We start from the raw sequence: 20,835 nt of genomic DNA, 5'->3' as shown, positions 1-20,835 counted from the left end.
CCCCGGGCAACCCGTGGCCGGGAAACCGGCGGCCTCCCGGTCAGCGGGAGAAGGCGTTCAGGATGCGCTCGGCGGCGAGCGCCGGAGGCAGCGTCCCGCCGGCCACCTCCGCCTCCAGCCCCGGGGCGAGGTCGCGCACCGCCGGATGCTCGCGCAGCTCGGTCAGCAGGCGGTCGCGGACCATCGCCCACGTCCACCCGACCTGCTGCCGGCGCCGCCGCGCCTCCAGCTCGCCCGACTCCCGGAGCCGGTCCTGGTGCTCGACCAGGTGCCGCCAGACGGTGTCGAGCCCGGTGTTCTCCAGGGCGCTGCACGTCAGCACGGGGGTGTCGTGGACGCGCTCGTCGCTCCGCAGCATCCGCAGCGCCCCGGCCAGCTCCCGGGCGGCCTTCCGGGCGTCCATCTCGTGCGGCCCGTCGGCCTTGTTGACCGCGATCACGTCGGCCAGCTCCAGGACGCCCTTCTTGATGCCCTGGAGCTGGTCGCCGGTCCGGGCGAGGGTGAGGAACAGGAACGAGTCGACCATCTCGGCGACGGTCGTCTCGGACTGCCCCACCCCCACCGTCTCGACCAGCACCACGTCGTACCCGGCGGCCTCCATGACCACCATCGCCTCGCGGGTGGCCTTGGCGACGCCGCCGAGCGTGCCCGCGGTGGGCGACGGCCGGATGAACGCGTCCGGGTCGACGGCCAGGCGCTGCATGCGCGTCTTGTCGCCCAGGATGCTGCCGCCGCTGCGCGTCGAGGACGGATCGACGGCCAGCACCGCCACCCGGTGCCCGGCCGCGGTGAGGTCGCTGCCGAGCGCGTCGACGAAGGTGGACTTGCCGACCCCGGGCACGCCGGTGATCCCGACCCGGCGGGCGCCGCCGGCGTGCGGGGTCAGCTCGACCAGCAGCCGCTGCGCCAGCTCCCGGTGGTCGGGCCGGGACGACTCCACCAGCGTGATCGCGCGCGCGATCCACGCGCGCGACCCGTCCAGGACCCCCTTGACGTAGTCGTCGAGTCCCTTGCTCACGCGGCGGAGTGGCCCAGGCCCCGGGCCAGGTCGTGGAGGAGGCCGAGGGCGGCGTCGGCCAGGACGGTGCCGGGCGGGAAGATCGCGGCGGCGCCGGCGGCGTGCAGCTCGTCGAAGTCCTGCGGCGGGATCACCCCGCCGACGACGATCATGATGTCGTCGCGGCCCAGCCCGGCCAGCTCGGCGCGGAGCGCCGGCACCAGGGTGAGGTGCCCGGCGGCGAGCGAGTTGACGCCGACCACGTGCACGTCGGCCTCGACGGCCTGCCGGGCGACCTCGCCGGGGGTCTGGAACAGCGGGCCGACGTCGACGTCGAAGCCGAGGTCGGCGAAGCCGGTGGCGATCACCTTCTGGCCCCGGTCGTGGCCGTCCTGGCCCATCTTGGCGACCAGGATGCGGGGCCGCCGCCCCTCGGCCGCCTCGAACGCGGCGGTCGCCGCGCGGGCCTTCTCGATCGCCGACATCCTGCCCGCCTCCTCCCGGTACACCCCGGAGATGGTACGGATCTGCGCGGCGTGCCGCCCGTACGACCGCTCCAGCGCGTCGGAGATCTCGCCGACGGTGGCCTTGGCCCTGGCCGCGGTGATGGCGAGCGCGAGCAGGTTCTGGTCGAGGCCGGGCGCGCGGGTCCCCTTCTCGGCGTCCTCGGCGGCCCGGGTGAGCGCGCCGAGGGCGGCGGCGGTCGCGTTCTCGTCGCGCTCCTCGCGGAGCCGGCGCAGCTTGTCGATCTGCTGGGCGCGGACCGAGGCGTTGTCCACCTTGAGGACGTCGATGTTCTCGGGGGCGTCCGGGCGGTACTTGTTGACGCCGATGACCGGCTGCCGGCCGGAGTCGATGCGCGCCTGCGTGCGGGCGGCGGCCTCCTCGATGCGCAGCTTGGGCAGCCCCTCGTCGATGGCCTTGGCCATCCCGCCGGCCTCCTCGACCTCGCCGATGTGCGCCCAGGCGCGGCGGGCCAGGTCGTAGGTGAGCCGCTCGACGTAGTTGCTGCCGCCCCACGGGTCGATCGCGCGGGTGGTGCCCGACTCCTGCTGGAGCAGCAGCTGGGTGTTCCGGGCGATGCGGGCCGAGAAATCGGTCGGCAGGGCGAGGGCCTCGTCCAGCGCGTTGGTGTGCAGCGACTGGGTGTGCCCCTGGGTCGCGGCCATGGCCTCGATGCAGGTGCGCGCCACGTTGTTGAAGACGTCCTGGGCGGTCAGCGACCAGCCGGAGGTCTGCGAGTGGGTGCGCAGCGACAGCGACTTGGCGTTCTGCGGGTCGAACTGCCTGACCAGCTTGGCCCACAGCAGCCGGGCGGCGCGGAGCTTGGCGACCTCCATGAAGAAGTTCATGCCGATCGCCCAGAAGAACGACAGCCGCGGCGCGAACGCGTCGATGTCGAGGCCCGCCTCGCGTCCGGCCCGGATGTACTCCACGCCGTCGGCGAGGGTGTAGGCCAGCTCCAGGTCGGCGGTGGCCCCGGCCTCCTGGATGTGGTACCCGGAGATCGAGATCGAGTTGTACTTGGGCATCCGCTGCGAGGTGAACGCGAAGATGTCGGAGATGATCCGCATCGACGGCGCCGGCGGGTAGATGTAGGTGTTGCGGACCATGAACTCCTTGAGGATGTCGTTCTGGATGGTCCCGGCGAGCCGCTCGGGCTCGACGCCCTGCTCCTGCGCGGCGGCGATGTAGAGCGCGAGGACGGGCAGCACCGCGCCGTTCATGGTCATCGACACGCTCATCCGGTCGAGCGGGATGCCGTCGAAGAGCTGCCGCATGTCGTAGATCGAGTCGATCGCCACGCCGGCCATCCCGACGTCGCCCGCCACGCGCGGGTGGTCGGAGTCGTAGCCGCGGTGGGTGGCCAGGTCGAACGCGACCGACAGGCCCTTCTGCCCGGCGGCGAGGTTGCGGCGGTAGAAGGCGTTGGACTCCTCGGCGGTGGAGAACCCGGCGTACTGCCGGATCGTCCACGGCTGGGTGGCGTACATGGCGGGGTAGGGGCCGCGCAGGTACGGGGCGATGCCCGGGTAGGTGCCGAGGAAGTCGAGCCCGGCCAGGTCGTCGCCGGTGTAGAGGGGGCGGACGCCGATGCCCTCGGGGGTGTCCCAGGTCAGCGCGTCGGGGTCCTTGCCGGTCGTCTCGGTGACGGCGGCGCGCCACCGCTTGGCGGCCTCGTCCGCGGGGGCCGCCGGTCCGAGGCCGATCTCGGAGAAGTCGGGGATCATCAGTTCACTCCCAGGTCGCCGAGGGTGGTCTCCAGCACCGCGATCGCGTCGCATCCGGCGAAGACGTGTCCGTCCACTCCATCGTAGGAACCCCTGCCCGCGAGCCACACCCGTGCGGCGCCCGCGTCCTTGAGGGTGCGGGCGGCGCTCGCGGCCCCCTCCTCGTAGATCCTGTCGCCGGAGCACAGGCAGGCGACGGCCGCGCCGGACGCCGCGAACTCCTCGGGCGGCCCGCCGACCGTCTCGATCCCGCCCGCCTGGAACAGGTTCGCGGCGAACGAGGCGCGCGCGGTGTGCGCGGCGATCGGGCCGAGGGTGGCGAGGAAGACCCTGGGGCGGGTCCCGGTGTCCGCCTCGTGCGCGTCCGAGCGGTCGCGGAGCGCCTCGAAGTCCTGCGCGTACCGGACGACGGGCAGGCCGCCGCCCGGGGCCCGCGGGGCGGGGTCGCGCTCGGGCAGCGTCTCGGCGAGGTTGGGGAACTCGCTGACGCCGGTCAGCGGCGCCTTGCGGCGGGCGATGTCGGTGCGGCGCCGCGCCCACGTCTCGGCGAGGCGCCCCCCGACGAGCCCGGAGCCGAGGGCCTCGGCCAGGCCGCCGGCGCCCTCGATCTCGGTGAACCAGTCCCAGGCGGCCTGCGCGAGGTCCTCGCTGAGGCGCTCGACGTACCAGGAGCCGCCGGCCGGGTCGACCACGCGGGCGAGGCTCGACTCCTCCAGCAGCAGCGTCTGGGTGTTGCGGGCGATCCGGCGGGCGGAGTCGTCCGGCAGCCCGAGCCGGGCGTCGAACGGCTGGACGGTGACCGCGTCGGCCCCGCCCACGCCGGCCGCGAAGGTCGCGACGGTGGTGCGCAGCATGTTCACCCAGGGGTCGCGGCGGGTCATCATCGCCGACGAGGTCACCGCGTGGATCCGCGCCTCGGCGCCCTCGGCGCCGCTCACGCCGGCGACCCGCGCCCACAGCCGCCGCGCCGCGCGGAGCTTGGCGATGGACAGGAACTGGTCGGCGTTCACCGCGAGCCGGAACTCGATCTGCGCGAACGCCTCCTCGACGGTCAGCCCGGCCCCGGTGAGCGCCCGCAGGTAGGCGACCCCGGCCGCGACCGCGCCGCCGAGCTCCTCGGCGTCGCCGCCGCCCGCGTCGTGGTGGACGGTGGCGTCGACGGTGACGGCGCGCAGTCCCGGGAACTCGCGGGCGCACCGGACGGCCAGCGCGGCGGCGGGCTCCAGCGGCACGGCCGTGCCCGTCCGGGCGGCCAGGCCGAGGGGGTCGGCGCCGAGGTTCCCGGCCGCCTCCGCGGCGTTCCCGCGCTCGGTGACCAGCGCGAGGAACGCCTCGGCGGCCTCGGCGGTCAGCGCGCCGGCGTCGAGCACGACGGGCGCGAGGTCGAGGTGGACGCCGCGCAGCGCCTCGGGCAGGGCCCGCACCGGCAGCCCGGCGTCGCCGAGCGCGAGCCACACCGAGGTGGCCCCGTTCTCCAGGTCGGCGAGGATCGCCTCGCGGGTCACCGCCGGGTCGGGGTGCGCGTGCCGCTGCCGGACGTCCCAGCCGGCCAGGCCCTCGCCGTCGGGCCGCACCTCGCGCACGTACGGCGCGAGGCCGGGCCGTCCCGGCGGGGCGTCCCCGGCGGTGGAGAGCGCCGGGATCGGGACGCCGTCGTACGACGCGCCGGCCAGCAGGCCCTCGACCTCCTCCAGAGGGGTGTCGTCGGTGGCCGCGCCGGATTTGCGCAGCACCCCCTTCACCATCTCCCGCCACCGGTCCCGCTCGGCCGGGGGGAAGGCGGCGGCCAATTCGAGTTCTTCAGGCGGCACCGTCATGTCCTGGATCGTAAGCGAGCGCGTACGGGACGCCCGGAACCGGGGTCCCCTGACCAGGCGGTCCATGGCCCGCGCGGGGTCTCCGGCAGGGCCGGCGGACGGTGGTTCACCTCCGTCTCGACGGGAAAGGGGAGCCCATGGACCTTGACCCGATTCCCGGTGACCTTTATCACATGCAGGACCTGCTCGGTGCCCGTGAGCAGGAGATCCTCGGCCGCGTGCGCGCGTTCCTGAAGGCCGAGATCGCCCCCATCGCCGACGACTGCTGGGCCCGGGCCGAGTTCCCCTTCGGCGTGATCGCCGGGTTCGGCGAGCTGGAGATCGCCGGGCTGGCCTACGACGAGTGCCCGGGAGAGACGCCGAGCAACCTGCTCACCGGATTCCTCGCGCTGGAGATGGCCCGCGCCGACCCCTCGATGTCGACGTTCTTCGGCGTGCACACCGGCCTGGCGATGGGCAGCGTGGCCCGCTGCGGGTCGGCGGAGCAGCGCGAGCGGTGGCTGCCCTCGATGGGCCGGATGGAGCGGATCGGCGCGTTCGCGCTCACCGAGCCCGCCGGCGGCTCGGACGTGGCGCTCGGCCTGCGCACCACCGCCCGCCGGGACGGCGACCACTGGGTGCTGAACGGCGCCAAGCGCTGGATCGGCAACGGCACGTTCGCCGACCTGATCGTGGTGTGGGCCCGGGACGAGGCCGACGACCGGGTCAAGGGGTTCGTGGTGGAGGCGGGCACGCCCGGCCTCAGCGCCACCCGGATCGAGCACAAGATCGCGCTGCGCACCGTCCAGAACGCCGACCTGGTCCTGGCGGACTGCCGCGTCCCGGAGGAGAACCGGCTCGCCCGCGCCGAAGGCTTCCGCGACACCGCGGCCATCCTGCGCCAGACCCGCGGCGGCGTCGCCTGGCAGGCCGTCGGGGTCATGCTGGCCGCCTACGAGATCGCCCGCGACTACGCGGTGGAGCGGGAGCAGTTCGGCCGCCCGATCGCCAGGTTCCAGCTCGTCCAGGACCTGCTGGTGAAGATGCTCGGCGACGCCACCGCCTCGCTCGGCATGGTGGTGCGCCTCGCGCAGCTCCAGGACGAGGGCCAGTACCGCGACGAGCACTCCGCGCTCGCCAAGGCGTACTGCACCACCCGGATGCGCGAGACGGTCGGCTGGGGCCGCGAGCTCATGGCGGGCAACGGGATCGTGCTGGACTACGGCATCGGCCGGTACGTCGCCGACGCCGAGGCCCTGTACTCCTACGAGGGCACCCGGGAGATCAACACCTTGATCGTCGGCCGCGCCGCGACCGGGATGGGGGCCTTCGTGTGATCCCCGGCGCCCGCGTCCGGCGTGCCCGCGCGCGGGCGCGCGCCGCGCCCGCGTCAAGAGGTACCCCGGAACGCCCCATGCGAAGGTCGATGCTAGGTTTCAGGCACAACGCCGGAACGAGGGTAAGAGGGAAGACGCATGTCGAGTGGCAGCCACGCGGGACGGCCGAAGTCGTGGGTCGCCGTGGTCGTGATCGCCGTCGGGTTCATCATCGGCGGCGTCGCGCTCTGCATCGGCCCGAGCTGGCCGATGTTCTGGGCGGGTGCGGGTGTCATCGTGCTCGGCGGCGTGGTCGCGTTCGCGGTCGACATCATGAGCGACGTCATCGTCGACGATCCGAGGCAGTGATGTTCAACCGGCCGCCCCTGGAAGAGCGCATCGCGCAGCGCCAGCGCGAGCGCGGCCCGCTCAAGCGCGGCACCACCTTCGAGCACGGCCCGGCCAAGGCGCTCTTCTTCTTCGGGTTCGGCGTGGTCGTGGTCACCCACCTGATCGCGCTCTCCATGTACTTCTTCGACTCCGGTCCCTGACCGTCATCAGATCAGACAGAGGTATGGCCGCGTGACGGACGACAACAAGAAGGCGGTCCTGGGCTTCTTCGAGGCGCTGAGCACCCGCCGGTTGAAGGACCTGCCCCAGTTCGTGGCGCACGATGTCGTCGACCACAACAAGATCATCCATGGTGAGGCCGACGAGCCGGGAGCCGCGTTCGACGGTCTGCGGCAGCAACTGGCCGCGTTCGACCCGCTCACCGTTCACGTGGACGAGCTGATCGGCGAGGGCGACCGGGTGGTCGCCCGGATCACCCAGCGCGGTGTGCACGGTGGCGCCCATCCGCGCATGCCGGAGCCGACCGGCCGGAGCTTCGAGAACGAGGCGATCTGGATCTTCACCCTCGCCGGGGGAAGGATCAGCGAGATGCGGGCGGTCAGTGACCGCCTCGGCCTCTTCCTCCAACTCGGCTGGCAGTGGCCGCAGGCGGACTGAGTGCCATCGGATCGCCCGGTCTCCCGACGGACCGTGCCCCCGGCGGTCCGAGACGTGGAGACCCCCGCCCGGACGCAGCCGGACAGTCCAGGAATGTACGTGTTCGGCTCTGGTCCCTGACCGGGCCCGGTAAACGCGGTTCTTGAAGATCTCCTGCCACGATGCCCGTCTTCGGGACTTCGGGCCCCGTCGGCGGTGCCCTGACCAGCGGCTCGGTGCCGTCCCCGGGTCCGCGGCCGGACTCGGCCGGTGCGAACCGGTCCTCCGCCGCGTAACGTCGTCATCGCGTGGCCGCCTCCGTCCCCGACCCGAGGTGGTGGGATGGCCCTCAGATTCGGCATCGAAGAAGAGTACTTCGTCATCGATCCCGGCTCCCGCGAGGTCGTCCCCCGCGCCACCGACGTGGTGCGGCGCGCGGCGGAGACGCTCGGGGAGCGCGCCTCGACCGAGCTTGTCACCTTCCTCGCCGAGGCCAAGACCCCGCCCTGCGACGACCTCGACAAGCTCCGCGAGCAGATCCGCGCGATGCGGGCGGCGATGGCGTCCGCGGCGGCGGCCGAGGGGGTGCGGCTCGCCGCGACCGGCACGCCGGTACTGGGCGACCTGGTCCCGGCGCCGATCTGCGCCGGCCCGCGTTACGCCGAGAGCCTGGCGACCTACCGGGCGCTGGACGACGAGCAGTGCATCTGCTCCTGCCACGTGCACGTCGAGATGCCCGACCGCGCCCGCGCCGTCCAGGTGAGCAACCATCTGCGGCCCTGGCTGCCGACCCTGCTCGCCCTCGCGGCCAACTCGCCCTACTGGGCGGGCCGCGACACCGGGCACGCCTGCTGGCGGGTGATGACGTGGGCGCGCTGGCCGGTCGCCGGCCCCCCGCCCTACTTCGAGTCGCTCGGCCACTACGAGGAGCTGGTGGGGACCCTGCTCGGCTGCGGGGCCCTGATGGACACCGGCACGATCTTCTGGGACGTGCGGCCGTCCGCGCGGCTGCCCACCATCGAGGTCCGGCTGGCCGACGTGGCGCTGACCACCGACGAGGCGGCGCTGTTCGCCTCGCTCATCAGGGCGCTGGTGCAGGTGTCCCTCACCGCCGTCGAGGCGGGCGAGACGGCGCCCAACCCGTCCCCGGAGCTGCTGCGGGCCGCCTACTGGCTCGCCGCCCGCAACGGACTGTCCGGCGACGGGATCGACACCTCCACCGGACGGCCGGTGCCGTTCCCCGCGCTCACCGCCGAACTGCTGGCGCACGTGCTGCCCGCGCTCCGGGACAGCGGCGACCTCGACCGCACCGCCGGGGGCGTGCGCGACCTGCTGGCGGGAGGGACGGGCGCCGACCGGCAGCGCGCCGTCTACCGCAGGCGGGGACGGCTGACCGACGTGGTCGACTCGGCCGTGCTCGCCGGGCTGCCCGCCCGCGGCTGATCCGGCACGTTGGCGGACACGTTGGCGGGCGCAGTGGCCGGCGCAGTGGCCGGCGGCCTCGGCAGGGCCGGGGACCGGGTCCGCCGCCGCCCGCCGGTCAGCCGGACGGCCGCGACGACCAGGGCGCAGCCCGCGATCTGCCACGGCGTCGGCCGCTCGCCGAGGAGGACGACGCCGAACAGGACGGCCAGGATCGGCTGGAGCAGCAGCAGCGTCCCGCCGGTCTCGGCCCGCACCCGGGAGAGCCCGGCGCCGATGAGCAGCCACCCGCAGACCTGGCCGCTCATCGCCAGCGCCGCCAGCCAGCCGAACGGCGCCCACCCGGGGGTGAGGTCCACGCCGTTCCACGGCACCCCGATGACTACCGAGACGGCGCCCGCCGTGAGGGTGGACATGAACACCGGGGAGAAGCGGCGGCCCCCGTCCCGCCCGGCCAAGCGCGTCAGGAACAGGTACCCGGCGTACATCACGCCCGCGCCCGCCCCGTACAGCAGGCCGCGGGCGGGGTCGGTCCCCCCGGCGCCGGCGCCGGCGAGGCCGCCGGCGAGCGCGACGCCGCCGAGCATGATCGGGACGGCGAGCACGAACCGCCTCGACGGACGCTCCCCGAACGCGGCCAGCGCCAGCAGCGGCAGGACGATCACCTGAACGTTCACCAGCACCGTCGCGATGCCCGCGCCCACGAGCGTGATGGACGCGCCCCACAGCACCAGGTCCGCGCCGAGCAGCAGGCCGGCGAGCAGGTCGGCCCCGTGCCGGCGGCCCCGCTCGGACCGTCGCCGCTCCCACAGGAACAGCGGCAGGAGCACCGGCAGCGCCAGCGCGCAGCGGAAGAGCGCCGCGGTTCCGGCGGAGACGCCGGAGAGGCTGACGAAGATCGCCGAAACCGATAGGCACGCCGCCCCGGCGACCAGGAGAATGCGAGGGTCGATCCGTTCCATGCGGTCCAGGCTGCCGGATCCCATTCATTAGAACAAGCGAATGTTCGTCAGTAGAACCAGGTAGCATCGCTACCGTGACCATGAATCTCGACCGGCTCCGGGCCCTGCACGCGGTCTCCGTGCACGGCTCGGTCGCAGGCGCGGCCGACGCCCTGCACGTGACCCCGTCCGGGGTGTCGCAGCAGCTCGCCAAGCTCGAACGCGAGACCGGGCACCGGCTGCTGGAGCCGCAGGGCCGCGGGGTGCGCCTCACCCGGGCCGGGCACGTGCTGGCCGAGCACGCCGCCCGCGTCCTCGAGCAGCTCTCGGCCGCCCGCGCCGACCTGGACGGGCTGCGGGAGGAGATCGTCGGCCCGGTCCGGCTCGGGGCGTTCATGACCGCCGCGCGGGCCGTGCTGCCGCCCGCGCTCACCGTGCTGCGCGACCGGTACCCGGGCCTGACCCCCACGCTGGACGGCGAGGCCGAATGCGTCCTGCCCGCCCTCGTCCGCGGCGATCTCGACGTCGCGGTGGTGGAGAGCTGGGACACCCTGCCCACGCCGATCCCCGGCGCGGTGTCGCACACGCTGCTGTTCTCCGATGTGATCGACCTGGCGCTGCCGGCCGGGCACCCCCTCGCCCGGCGCCGCGCGGCCGACCTCGGCGAGCTCGGCGGCACGGCCTGGGCGAGCTGGAGCGCGGGCACCCGGTGCGAGGAGCAGCTCGTCCAGACGCTGCGGGAGCACCACGTCGAGCCGGTCTTCGCGTGCCGCGTCGCCGACTACTCCACCCAGCTGGCGTTCGTCGCCGCCGGGCTGGCCGCCGCACTGCTCCCCCGGCTGGGCCGCGACCCGGTCCCGGCGGGGGTCCGCATCCTCGGCACCCGGCCGGTGGTGCGGCGCAAGGTGTACGCCGCGTGGCGCGCCGGCGCCGCGAGCCCGGCCGTCGGCGCCTGCGTCGAGGCGCTCAAGTCGGTCGCCGAGCGGATGACGGGCGAGGCGCACGCGGGCTGACCGCGGCGAAACGGGGAACACCCAACCTTGACGCTCCCTTCAAGATGGCGAGGGGCCCCGCCGGGAATGACGTCTAAGCCCGTCTCCGTCGACCGATGTGGGGAACGATGCGGTTTCCGATCCGCGCTCACCAGCTTCCGTCAAGGCTCATCGTGGGCGCCTTCATGCTGAACTCGGGGCTCTCGAAGCTCAAGGCGGGCGACGAGACCGCGGCCGGGGTCCACGGCATGGCCTCGGGCGCCTACCCGTTCATGCAGGACCAGGAGCCCGTGGCGTTCACCCGGCGGGTCGGCCGGGCGGAGGTCGCGCTCGGCGCGGCGCTGCTCATCCCGGCCGTGCCCTCGCTGGTGGCGGGCGCCGCGCTCACCGCCTTCGCCGGCGGCCTGACCGGGCTCTACCTGCGGCTCCCGGGCATGCGTGAGGAGGGCGGCCTGCGCCCCACCCCGCAGGGCATCCCGCTGGCCAAGGACTTCTGGCTGGTGGGCATCGGCGCCGGCCTGGTCATGGAGGAACTCGGCCGGCTCCGCCACTGCCATCACCACCGGGGCTGCCACCACCGCTAGACCGGGCCCGGCCCGCGAAGGACCGGGATTCCGAGGCCGTCGTCCTTCTCATTCCTCGGGATCGCCGCGGCCGGGCTGAGCCCTCGGCCGGAATCGAACCGGCGGCCTTCCCTTTACGAGAGGGATGCTCTGGCCGTCTGAGCTACGAAGGCGATAACCCTTGAAAGGGCCTTGCTGAGGAACCAGGATTCGAACCTGGATCGCCGCGGCCAGAACGCGGTGTGCTGCCGTTGCACCATTCCCCATCGGCTTGCGCTCCCTGAGTGAACCGCGAATCCGGACGGCGGGCAAAGGGTTTTCCGGCGGTGTTCAGCACCCGGCGCGCTTCCGGCGGCGGTGGGCCGCGACGCGCTCGCGGGACGCGCAGGCGGAGGAGCAGAACCGGCGCGCCGTCCCGGGGCCGGTGCCCAGGTAGAGCCGGGCGCAGCCGGTGGCCGCGCACTCGCCCCACGCCGGACGGCCCGTCTCGCTGATGATCTGCGCGAGCGCGAGGGCGCTGGAGGCGAGGAGCCAGTCGGCCCAGCCCGCGTCGTCGCCCCGGTCGACGTGCAGGTGCCAGGCGTGCCCGTCGTGGCGGGACAGCCGCGGGCGGGCCCCGGACTCGGCGAGGAGCGCGTTGAGGGCCATGGCGGCCCGGTCCGGGTCGGTCTCGGTGAGGACGCCGGTGAGGCGGACGAGCGCGGCGCGCAGGCTTCCGGCGTCCGCCTCGGTGAACGCCTCCCCGGCCACGTCGGCCAGGGTCTCCCCGTGCCGCAGGAGCAGCGCGGCCAGCGCGTCGCGGCCGAGGCCCGGGTCGGCGCGGACGGCGTTGGCCAGCTCGATCAGCCGGACGGCCGGGCGGAACCCCTGTTCGGTCATCGCCGTCCTCCTCTCCCGTGGTCGCCCGCACTACTGTAACGTCTTTTTCTCCTAAGACGTTACAGAAGGGAGGGCGCGTGCGCCCCGCCACCGGCCTGCGGCTGTACCTCGCCACCTCGTTCCCGGCCCGGCTGGCCGAGGAGGGCATGGCGGTCGCAGTGGTCCTGCTCGCCGTCGAGCGCACCGGGGACGCCGCGCAGGGCGCGTTCACGCTCACCGCGTGGATGGCGCCGCACGTGCTCGCCGCGCCCCTGACCGGCGGCCTCGCCGCCCGGGTGCGCAGGCCCCGCCTGTTCTACCTGTGCGCGCTCGGCGGGTTCGCCCTGGCGATCGCGGCGGTCGGGCTGCTCATGGGCCGGGCGCCCGCGGGCGTGACGCTCGCCGTCGCGCTGGCGGGCGGCACCTGCGGGCCGATCGTCTCGGGCGGGCTGTCCAGTCTGGTGCCCGTGCTGGCGCCCGGGGCGAAGGACCGCGACCGGGCGTACGCGCTGGACGCGGCGGGCTACAACGCCGCCTCGGTCGCCGGGCCCGCCGTCGTGAGCGTCGCGGCCGGCCTTCTGACGCCCGGTGCGGCCACCGGGCTGCTCGCGGGGGCCGCCGGGTGCGCGGCGCTGCTGAGCACCGCCCTGCCGCTGCGGCACACGCCCGTCCAGGACGGTGCCCGGCAGCCGCTGCGCGCCGACCTGCTGGCCGGGCTCGCCGCCGTATGGCGCGTCCGCGAGCTCCGGGCGATCACCGCCGCCACCTGTCTCGGGCACCTCGGCGTGGGCGCCCTGACCAGCACCGCGGTCCTCCTCGCGGCGGACCGCGGGCACCTCGGCGGCGGCGGCGTCCTGATGACGGCCTTCGCCGTCGGGGCGCTCGTCGGCGCCCTCGCGGTCGCCCGCCTGCCGCCGCTGCCCGCGCAGCGGATGGCCGGTCTCAGCCTGCTCGGCACCGGGGCGGCGCTCGGCGCGGCGGCGCTGGTGCCCTGGTTCGGCGCGGGCGTCGCCCTGTTCGCGGTGGCCGGGCTGGCCGACGGGCCGCTGCTCGCCGCCACCCTGCAGATCAGGGCGGGCCACGCGCCGGAGGGCGCGCGGACGCAGGTCTTCACCCTGGGCGCCGGGCTGAAGATCACCGCGGCGGCCTCCGGCGCGGCGCTGGCCGGGGCGGGCGCCGGGCTCGACCCCGCGCTCCTGCTGCTGGCCGTCGCCGCCGTGCAGCTCGCCGCGGCGGCGCTCTACGCCGCCGCCCGCGCGGAGCGCCGGACCGTCCGGGCGGCGCCGGGCCCTGCGGTACCGGCGCCGCCGGACCCCGCCCGGAAGGCGTCATGAGCCCGCACCGCCGTACCGCCGGCCCACCCGGAGGCCCGCCCGGCGGCGGCGCGACCGGCGGTCACAGGAAGTCGGCGACCTTGGCGGCGAACTCCTCCGGGGTGGCGACGTCGATGCCGAGCTTGTCGGCCTTGGCCTTCTTGGAGCCGGCCTTCTCGCCGGCCACCAGCAGCGCGGTGCGGGCCGACACCGAGGAGGACGCCTTGCCGCCCGCGCGCTCGATGAGCTCGTTGACCTGGTTGCGGGACAGGTCGGCGAGCGGGCCGGTCATGGTCCCAGTGACCACGATCGACAGGCCCGCCAGCGGGAGGGCCGCCGCGTCGCCGCCCGTGGTGCCGTCCGTCGTACCGCCCGTGGCGCCGGGCTCCGCGTCCGTGCCGCCGCCCGCTGGTGGTGCCGCGGGGCCGGTCGCGCCCGGCTCGGTCATGCCGACCCCGGCGGCGACCAGCTTGTCGATCAGCGGGGCCAGCTCGGCGATCTCGGCGACCAGCACGGCGGCGCGCTCGGGGCCGACCCCGTCGACCTGCTGGAACGCCTCGTCGTCCGCGCCGCGGATGGCCTCCATCGTGGCGAAGTGCCGGGCGATGCGCCGCGACATCGACCGCCCGGTGCCGCGCACGCCGAGCGCGCAGAAGACCTTGTTGAGCGGCTTGGCCTTGGCCGCCTCGATCGCGGCCAGCAGGTTGTCGGTGCTGGTCTCCCCCATCCGCTCCAGGCCCAGCAGCCCCTCGCGGGTCAACGCGAACAGGTCGGCGAAGTCGGCGATCAGCCCGGCCACCACCATCTGGTCGATGCGGTTCTCGCCGAGCCCCTCGATGTCGAGCTGGTCGCGGCCGACGGCGTAGCGGACCGAGGCGATGGCGTGGCACGAGCGGCCCCGGACGCACCGCCACCGCTGCTGGGACGCGTCGATCGCGTCGCCGCAGCGCGGGCACACCTCGGGGATCGGGATCGGCGTCTCCGAGCCCGTCCGCAGGTGCGCCACCGGCGCCTCGACCCGCGGGATCACGTCGCCGGCCTTGTAGACCGTGACGTGGTCGCCGATCCGCAGGTCACGGCGGCCGATGTCGGCGGCGTTGTGCAGCGTCGCGTAGGTGATCACCGAGCCGTCCACCTCGACCGGCTCGAGCACCGCGCGCGGCGCGATGATCCCGGTGCGGCCGACGTTCCACTCCACCCCGACCAGCCGAGTGATCTTCTCGACCGCGGGCAGCTTGTAGGCGATCGCCCACCGGGGCGACCGCGAGGAGAACCCGGCCTCGGCCTGGTCGGCGGCGGCGTCGGCCTTGATCACGATGCCGTCGATGCCGAACTCCAGCTCGGCGCGGAGCGCGGCGATCTCCTCCACCCGCGCCTGGATCCCGGCGAGGTCGGCACGGGTGACCGCTGCGACCGGCGTGCCCGCGCTGGTGCTCGCGCCGAGCCCGGCGACCAGCTCCATGACCCGGCTGTGCGGCAGCTCCCGCAGCCGTCCCGCCAGCTCCGCGCCCGTACCCGTGCCCGCCTCGGCACCCGTGCCCGTGCCCATCTCGGCACCCGTGCCGCCGTCCGCGCCCGTGCCGGTGTCGTCCGGAAGGGGGAGGGCGCCGTAGGCGAAGAAGGTCATTTCGACCTGGTAGGCGCGGTCGCGGGCCCGCAGCGACCCGGCCGCCGCGCTGCGCGGGTTGGCGAACGCCGCGCCGCCCGCCCCGGTGCGCGCGGCGTTGGCCGCCTCGAACTGCTCGCGGGTCATCAGCACCTCGCCGCGCAGCTCGACGGTCACCGGCTCGGCGAGCCGCGCGGGCAGCCCGGCGATCATGCCCATCCCGTGCGAGACGTCCTCGCCCGCGACGCCGTCGCCCCGGGTCACCAGCTGGACCAGCGCGCCGTCGCGGTAGCGGGCCGAGATCGCCAGACCGTCCAGCTTGGGCTCCACGCTCCAGGCCCCCACCGGACGGCCGAGGCGGCGCTCCAGCCCGGCCGCCCACCCCGCCAGCCCCTCGGCGGAGAAGACGTTGTCGAGGCTCAGCATCGGGACGGTGTGCGGCACGTCGCCCACCACCGCGCCCCCGGCGACCTTGCCGGTCGGGCTGCCCGGCAGGACGTCGCCGGGGTGGGCCTGCTCGTAGGCGGCGATGCCCCGCACCAGCCGGTCGAACGCGTCGTCGTCGATCGGCGAGTCGCCCTCGCCGTAGTAGGCGGCGGACGCCGCGACGGCGGCCTCCACGGCGGCGGCGTACGCGGCCTGATCGCCGATCTCAGTGAGGGCAGGGGCTTCGCTCATGCCCTCATCCTGCACCGTCCCTCGGACATTTCCGGGGGGCCGGTCCGGCGCCGGAGCTTGACGTTGTCTCGGGGAGTTGGATATCACCAAGGGGTTACTTCCCAGTAGTTCCCTTGGGATGCAGGCCAGGGAGGCGACCTTGAGCGAACGGTCAGGATTCGGCGTCACGGAGGTTCCGGGCGTTCCGTGGGGGACGCTGCCGGCCGCCGTGGTCGACCCCCTGATCCCACACATCGACACCGTCGCCCGCGAGATGATCGAGTGGATCCAGCAGCGCATCCCTGAGTACGCGCGCCCGATCGACAGCAACTACGGGCGCAAGATGTGGCGGGCCGTGAGCCGCGCCGTGTCCGACTTCCTGGTGCTGCTCACCAGCCCAGACGCGTCATGGGGCCCGGTGCGCGAGATCTACGCCGAGATCGGCGCGTACGAGGCGCGCAAGGGCCGCAGCCTCCAGAGCCTCCAGACGGCGACGCGGCTGTGCGGCCAGGTCGCCGCCCGCCGCTTCACCAAGGACGCGACCCGGCTGAACTGGTCGCACGAGACGCTGGGCCGGCTCACCGAGTCGCTGTTCGCCTATCTGGAGGCGATCTCCGAGGCCGCCGCCGAGGGCTACGCGCGCGCGGGCGACCGGCCCGAGATCCAGCGCGAGCAGCTGCGCGCCCGGCTGCACGCCTTGCTGACCGGCGACGGGCTCGTCGACCGGGTGGAGCTCACCCGGCTGGCGCGGTCGGCCGGGTGGGACACGCCGAGCACGATCGCCGTGGTGGCCGTGCGGAGCCAGGGCGACGTCCCGCCGCCGCTGCTGCCCCCGACCGTGCTGGCCGACTGGCGCGGCCAGGCCCCGTCGCTCGTCGTCCCCGATCCGGACGGTCCCGGGCAGCGGCACCTGCTCGCCGGGCTCGGCGCCGTCCCGGCCGCGATCGGGCCGACCGTCGACCTGTCGCGCGGGCCCGTGTCGCTGCGCTGGGCCCGGCAGGCGCTGGAGCTGGCCGAGGCGGGGCGGATCCGCGCGACCGGCGTGGTGCGCTGCCTGGACCACCTGCCGACGCTGATCGCCTCGGCCGGTCTCGACCTGATCGAGTCGGCGCTGCCGCAGCGCCTGGCGCCCCTGATGGACCTCACGCCGAGCCAGCGGGAGCGGCTCGTCCCGACGCTGCTCGCCTACCTCCAGAACGGGCGCAACGCGGCGGCGGCGGCGCAGCACCTGAACGTCCACAAGCAGACCGTGCGCTACCGGCTGGCCGGTCTGGAAGAGCTGTTCACCCAGGATCTGAACGACCCCGACCGGCATCTGGAGATCCTGCTCCTACTGCACAGCTGGCAGCACCTGGTCGAGCGCTCGGACGGCTGAGCGGGCCGCCGCGCCATCTCTACTACTGGTGTAATAGTATCTCTCAACGCGCACCCCCCTGGGCGGTCACCGGCGGTGAGTCCCGATCACCGTGCACGCCTGCGACGAGGACTGGGACATGACTGATCGAGGTGCCGGGCCCGGCCCGCACACCGGCCCCCCGGAAGGCCGGGACGCCCCGGCGACCGAGCCGCGCGGCGGCATCCGGCGCACGCTCGACCTCGGCGACTGGCGGGCCCTGATGTGGTGGCCCGCGGACGCGGGCGGCGGGCCGGCGGAGATCACCATCGAGGCCAACCCCGGCGGCGACCCCGGCCGGATCAGCCGCGGCATCAACAGCACCGTGCTGCGGTCCGTCCCGCTCGCCCAGGCGACCGAGGAGGTGCGCCGGCTCCAGCGCTCGGCACAGGAGTCGGAGGAGGGCTTCTCCGACTCCAGGAAGGCCGTGGAGGAGCTGACCGCCTTCATCCGGGACGTACTGGGCAGCGACCCCCGGCCAGGCCGCAGAGGCCGTTCTGACCGGTTCTTCGCGACCGTCGCGGCCGTCCACTCCTGGTACGTCGACCTCCAGTACCCCAACCCGGTCCAGCAGATCGCGACCGCGTGCGGGTCGGGCTGGACCGCCACGGCGAACTGGGTCCGGACGGCGCGCGAGAAGGGGTTCCTCACCGAGGCCGACCGGGAGCATCCGCACGGCACCCTGACGGACGAGGCCAGGTCCCTCCTCGCGTCAGCGGGTGACCCGGGCCGCTGACCGGCCCCGGCCCCGGCACCCGCGGGCCCGCCGCGGTCAGTCCTCAGCGAGGACGATCACCCGGTCGTCGGCGGTGAGGCTGAGCGGGACGGCCTTGCCCGGGTTCAGCACCACCCCGTAGTCGGGCGGCTCGTGGAACCGGTCGCGCAGGCGGTAGCCGAGCGCGGTCTCGCCGCGCCGCGCCGCCGCCGCGATGACGGTGGCGAAGTTGGCCGTGGCGCCCGGACGCAGGTAGGCGGCGGCCGGCTTGAGGTAGATCTCCGAGCCCTCGGGGTCGAGCAGGTCGGCGAACACGTCGTACAGGTGCCGGTTCTCGCTGAGCTGGGTCAGCATCAGGCTGATCAGCTTGTCGCTGACCACGAAGTCGTCGGCCTTGGTGACCTGCGCGACCTCGCGGTTGGCGTCGTCGTTGATCTCGCTGACGATGGAGTAGGGGTCGCCGAGGCTCTCCTCCATGTCGCGCAGGTGCAGCAGCGTGACCAGGGTGCGGGCGTCGGCGTGCTGGGGGTCGTGCCCGGCCTGGCCGAGCACGATGACGTGCTGGTAGGAGCCGACGTCCAGGGCCTCGAGCCGGGTCCGGTCGGTGGGGTCGCACCGGGTGAAGTCGAGCTTGAGGTTGGCCAGCCCGCCAAGCGCCTCGCACGGGTCGGCGCACTGCGCGGCGACGGTCAGCGCCGAGCCGGGCTCGACGAACTCGTCCAGCAGCCGGACGATCTTCGGGGCCCGCTGGTTCCAGCCGAGCAGCAGGGTGCGGCCGGGCTCGGGCCGGGTCGGCTTCGCGCCGGTGATCGCCTCCTCCACGATCGGCGCGCGCCGGGACCCGGCCAGCTTGATGATCAGATCGTCCTCGGCCAGCAGGATCATCTCGTCGTCGGCGCGGATCACCGTGTCGCCGGGCGGGTTGACCGCGACCGTGCCGTCGGCGCGGCGCAGCCCGACCGGGATGCCGAGCTCGTAGGCGCTCAGCGACTCCCCGTAGGTGCGCCCGGTCAGCGCCGGCTCGGGGCGCATGTAGAACTCGTGGCCCTCGTAGTTGAGCAGGTCGGTGCAGACGGTGGACAGCCCGGCCTGGCGGTGCGACTGCACGATGAGCTGGATCGCAATGTCGTCGGCGTCGATCACGTGCGCGGCGGGGCCGCCGGCCAGCCGCGCGGCGCGCAGGTTGGCCGAGTCGTGCACGGCCGCGACCACGTGCGGACGGCGGCCCTCCCAGCGGCGGGCGCCGAGGGACAGCAGCACCTTGATCACGTGGTTGTCGGCGTCCTCGACCGGCGGTGAGAGCACCATCACCGAGCGGGCCGTGCCGGGGCTGACCAGCTCGAGGTCGGCGACCTTGAGCGGGTTGCCGCGACGGCACACCACCCGGGTGCGGCCGGTGTCGCCGACCCGGGACCTGATCACCTCCTCCATGTCGACCTTGTCGTGGTCGGCCAGGATCGCGACGCAGGACCGGCGCTCGCTCTGGTTGGCCTCCACCAGCTCGGCGATGACGGTGAACACCTGGTCGGACCAGCCGAGCACCACGGTGTGGTCGCGCTCGACGATCCGCGAGCGGCCCTTGCGCAGCTCGGCGATCTTCCCCTCGAGCCCGGTGGTGAGCACGCCGATCAGGGCGCTGACGATGAAGATCCCGCCGATCGTCGAGGTGAGCATCAGGCCGAGGAACGGCGCGGTGCCCTCGTCGCCGCCCATCGTCCCGGGGTCCAGGGTGCGCAGCAGGCTCCGCCAGACCACGCCGGGCCAGTGCCCGTTCTCGTCGGCGTCGTGCGGCGTGATCACCACCGCGAGCGTGGCCACCACCAGGATCAGCGCACCGGACGCGAGCGCCAGCCAGCCGATCAGCGCGGGCGTGCCCTTCGCCATGGTGTTGTCGAACCAGTAGCGGAGCCGTTCGCGTCTGCTGACCCGCGCCAAGCGGACCTCCCCCGGGTCGATCGGAATCGAATTATTACATGAGTAGTAATTCTTCCGGACGGGCTTCACCGAGATCGGCCGAGGCCGAGACGCACCGCCTCCTGCCGGAGGTGCTCGGACGGTGCGCGTCCGCGGGAGGGCTGAAGGTCTCGACGGAGAATTCGACCTCGCCGAGAGTCCTCGTCGACGTCTCCGGCTCGGTGATCGGCCTGGCGCTGCCCGGGGACGGCGCGTCCGCGGCGGCCAAGGGCGCCGCGGAGTCACTCACGCTGATCCTGGCCCGCGAGATGCGCGGCCGGGGCGTCACCGTGAACGCGGTCGCGCCCGGCCCGACCGCCACCCCGCCGTTCAGGACGGCGGGCGCTCCAACTGGGCGATGATCGGCGCGAGCAGCTCGTTCAGCTCCCCGACCAGGACGACCAGGGCCCGGTGCGCGGTCTCCTCCAGGGTGCCGTCGAGGCCGTCCGGGGCGGCCGGGAGCCGGCCGAGCGGCACCGGGGCGTCCATCTCCAGGGACGCCCGCAGGTGCGGAGCCTTGGCGAGGTCCTGCTCGGCCGGCTCGACGAACTGGCCGAAGACCTCGGGCCAGCCCTGCCAGCCCCGGTCGCGCCACCAGGTCCGGGACACGGTGAGCGGGGCCGGCGGCGGCGAGACCAGCCGCACCCGCGCGGTCAGCGAGCCGTCCCAGGTGTTGCGCACGCACGTCGCGGACAGGACCCGGCGGTGCCAGCGCACGTACCCGGGCGAGGTGAGCGGCGGCGTCGCCACCCGCCACGCGGCGCAGGCGAACTCGACCGGCGCGATGTCGCCCCACGCCGCGCCGAACTCGCCGACGTTGTCGCGCAGCCGCTCGGCGTAGCGGCCCGCGCCGCCGCGGGCGCGCTCCCGGTCGTACCGGTCGTCGGTCCAGAACGCGCGCTGCCCGTTCACCGTGCGGACCTCCCTCTGAGGCGGGCCGCCACCGGGTCAGGCAGAGGTGATCCCCGCCGCGGGCGGCGGGCTGTCGGGGACGCTGTCGGGCTTGGGAACACCCTTGAAGGTGAACTTGGCGTTCTCGCCCTCACCCTCGACACCCACGATCACGATCTGCCCGGACCGGACCTCGTTGTACAA

The 20,835-nt window shown here is 74.3% G+C and carries 19 protein-coding genes and 2 tRNA genes; 11 read left to right on the top strand and 10 right to left on the bottom strand.

Annotated elements, in window-relative coordinates; translation table 11 throughout:
- Window positions 1-40: 40 nt before the first annotated feature.
- From meaB to QP090_RS29865, 3 genes are read right to left on the bottom strand one after another with little or no spacing between them, the layout of a single operon-like run.
- Window positions 41-1,018 carry a methylmalonyl Co-A mutase-associated GTPase MeaB gene (gene meaB, locus QP090_RS29875; protein ID WP_285942848.1) on the bottom strand — a complete coding sequence of 326 codons (978 nt, stop codon included), beginning with the start codon at window positions 1,016-1,018 and terminating at the stop codon, window positions 41-43.
- Window positions 1,015-3,228, bottom strand: coding sequence for a methylmalonyl-CoA mutase (gene scpA, locus QP090_RS29870; protein WP_285942847.1), 2,214 nt, complete (start codon window positions 3,226-3,228; stop codon window positions 1,015-1,017). Before scpA ends, meaB begins: the two co-directional genes overlap by 4 nt.
- Window positions 3,228-5,045 (bottom strand): methylmalonyl-CoA mutase subunit beta, encoded by a 1,818-nt coding sequence (locus QP090_RS29865; protein WP_285942846.1) that lies wholly within the window; start codon window positions 5,043-5,045, stop codon window positions 3,228-3,230. The genes scpA and QP090_RS29865 overlap by 1 nt, the downstream gene beginning before the upstream one ends.
- 137 nt (window positions 5,046-5,182) lie before the next feature.
- Between QP090_RS29865 and QP090_RS29860 the strand changes: the two genes are divergently transcribed.
- The 5 genes from QP090_RS29860 (at window position 5,183) to QP090_RS29840 (ending at window position 8,770) form a co-directional block, all read left to right on the top strand.
- Window positions 5,183-6,361: an acyl-CoA dehydrogenase family protein gene (locus tag QP090_RS29860; RefSeq protein ID WP_285942845.1), complete on the top strand. Its 1,179-nt coding sequence runs from the start codon at window positions 5,183-5,185 to the stop codon at window positions 6,359-6,361.
- A gap of 138 nt (window positions 6,362-6,499) precedes the next feature.
- Window positions 6,500-6,709 (top strand): HGxxPAAW family protein, encoded by a 210-nt coding sequence (locus QP090_RS29855; protein WP_285942844.1) that lies wholly within the window; start codon window positions 6,500-6,502, stop codon window positions 6,707-6,709.
- Window positions 6,709-6,891: a hypothetical protein gene (locus QP090_RS29850; protein WP_285943820.1), complete on the top strand. Its 183-nt coding sequence runs from the start codon at window positions 6,709-6,711 to the stop codon at window positions 6,889-6,891. Before QP090_RS29855 ends, QP090_RS29850 begins: the two co-directional genes overlap by 1 nt.
- A gap of 31 nt (window positions 6,892-6,922) precedes the next feature.
- Window positions 6,923-7,348, top strand: coding sequence for an ester cyclase (locus QP090_RS29845; protein WP_285942843.1), 426 nt, complete (start codon window positions 6,923-6,925; stop codon window positions 7,346-7,348).
- A 321-nt stretch (window positions 7,349-7,669) separates the two neighbouring features.
- Window positions 7,670-8,770: a carboxylate-amine ligase gene (locus QP090_RS29840; protein ID WP_285942842.1), complete on the top strand. Its 1,101-nt coding sequence runs from the start codon at window positions 7,670-7,672 to the stop codon at window positions 8,768-8,770.
- Here QP090_RS29840 and QP090_RS29835 read toward each other — a convergent pair.
- On the bottom strand, window positions 8,698-9,711 hold the full coding sequence (locus tag QP090_RS29835) for a DMT family transporter (protein WP_285942841.1): 1,014 nt from the start codon (window positions 9,709-9,711) through the stop codon (window positions 8,698-8,700). The genes QP090_RS29840 and QP090_RS29835 overlap by 73 nt on opposite strands.
- A gap of 80 nt (window positions 9,712-9,791) precedes the next feature.
- Between QP090_RS29835 and QP090_RS29830 the strand changes: the two genes are divergently transcribed.
- Window positions 9,792-10,703 carry a LysR family transcriptional regulator gene (locus tag QP090_RS29830; protein WP_285943819.1) on the top strand — a complete coding sequence of 304 codons (912 nt, stop codon included), beginning with the start codon at window positions 9,792-9,794 and terminating at the stop codon, window positions 10,701-10,703.
- A 107-nt stretch (window positions 10,704-10,810) separates the two neighbouring features.
- A complete protein-coding gene (locus QP090_RS29825) occupies window positions 10,811-11,266 on the top strand; it encodes a protein kinase family protein (protein ID WP_285942840.1) in 456 nt (151 codons plus the stop codon).
- A gap of 78 nt (window positions 11,267-11,344) precedes the next feature.
- Here QP090_RS29825 and QP090_RS29820 read toward each other — a convergent pair.
- The 3 genes from QP090_RS29820 to QP090_RS29810 all read right to left on the bottom strand — a co-directional run bounded on the left by QP090_RS29820 (window position 11,345) and on the right by QP090_RS29810 (window position 12,124).
- A tRNA-Thr gene (locus tag QP090_RS29820) sits at window positions 11,345-11,418 on the bottom strand.
- 22 nt (window positions 11,419-11,440) lie between these two features.
- Window positions 11,441-11,511: transfer RNA gene (locus QP090_RS29815), tRNA-Gln, on the bottom strand.
- 64 nt (window positions 11,512-11,575) lie between these two features.
- The gene (locus QP090_RS29810) at window positions 11,576-12,124 is read right to left on the bottom strand and encodes a CGNR zinc finger domain-containing protein (protein WP_285942839.1); all 549 of its coding nucleotides are present in this window, start codon (window positions 12,122-12,124) and stop codon (window positions 11,576-11,578) included.
- Between the two features lie 77 nt (window positions 12,125-12,201).
- Between QP090_RS29810 and QP090_RS29805 the strand changes: the two genes are divergently transcribed.
- Window positions 12,202-13,437 carry an MFS transporter gene (locus tag QP090_RS29805; RefSeq protein ID WP_285942838.1) on the top strand — a complete coding sequence of 412 codons (1,236 nt, stop codon included), beginning with the start codon at window positions 12,202-12,204 and terminating at the stop codon, window positions 13,435-13,437.
- 61 nt (window positions 13,438-13,498) lie between these two features.
- On the opposite strand, the gene ligA is transcribed toward QP090_RS29805, so the two are convergent.
- On the bottom strand, window positions 13,499-15,700 hold the full coding sequence (gene ligA, locus QP090_RS29800; RefSeq protein ID WP_285942837.1) for an NAD-dependent DNA ligase LigA: 2,202 nt from the start codon (window positions 15,698-15,700) through the stop codon (window positions 13,499-13,501).
- 139 nt (window positions 15,701-15,839) lie between these two features.
- Between ligA and QP090_RS29795 the strand changes: the two genes are divergently transcribed.
- Together QP090_RS29795 and QP090_RS29790 are read left to right on the top strand one after the other, a co-directional pair.
- A complete protein-coding gene (locus QP090_RS29795) occupies window positions 15,840-17,054 on the top strand; it encodes a PucR family transcriptional regulator (RefSeq protein WP_285942836.1) in 1,215 nt (404 codons plus the stop codon).
- A 118-nt stretch (window positions 17,055-17,172) separates the two neighbouring features.
- Window positions 17,173-17,808: a hypothetical protein gene (locus QP090_RS29790; RefSeq protein ID WP_285942835.1), complete on the top strand. Its 636-nt coding sequence runs from the start codon at window positions 17,173-17,175 to the stop codon at window positions 17,806-17,808.
- A gap of 36 nt (window positions 17,809-17,844) precedes the next feature.
- Here QP090_RS29790 and QP090_RS29785 read toward each other — a convergent pair whose 3' ends face one another.
- Window positions 17,845-19,722 carry a CASTOR/POLLUX-related putative ion channel gene (locus tag QP090_RS29785; protein ID WP_285942834.1) on the bottom strand — a complete coding sequence of 626 codons (1,878 nt, stop codon included), beginning with the start codon at window positions 19,720-19,722 and terminating at the stop codon, window positions 17,845-17,847.
- Between the two features lie 38 nt (window positions 19,723-19,760).
- Between QP090_RS29785 and QP090_RS37575 the strand changes: the two genes are divergently transcribed.
- Entirely contained in the window at window positions 19,761-20,102 is a 342-nt protein-coding gene (locus tag QP090_RS37575) for an SDR family oxidoreductase (protein ID WP_349666520.1), read from the top strand.
- Here QP090_RS37575 and QP090_RS29775 read toward each other — a convergent pair.
- Window positions 20,071-20,652, bottom strand: a complete 582-nt coding sequence (locus QP090_RS29775) for a hypothetical protein (RefSeq protein ID WP_285942833.1) — start codon at window positions 20,650-20,652, stop codon at window positions 20,071-20,073. The two genes, QP090_RS37575 and QP090_RS29775, sit on opposite strands and share 32 nt — an antisense overlap.
- Window positions 20,653-20,835 lie beyond the last annotated feature (183 nt).

This window comes from Actinomadura xylanilytica, assembly GCF_030283145.1.
Taxonomy (GTDB): domain Bacteria; phylum Actinomycetota; class Actinomycetes; order Streptosporangiales; family Streptosporangiaceae; genus Spirillospora; species Spirillospora xylanilytica.
This window is presented reverse-complemented; position numbering and strand designations above follow the sequence as displayed.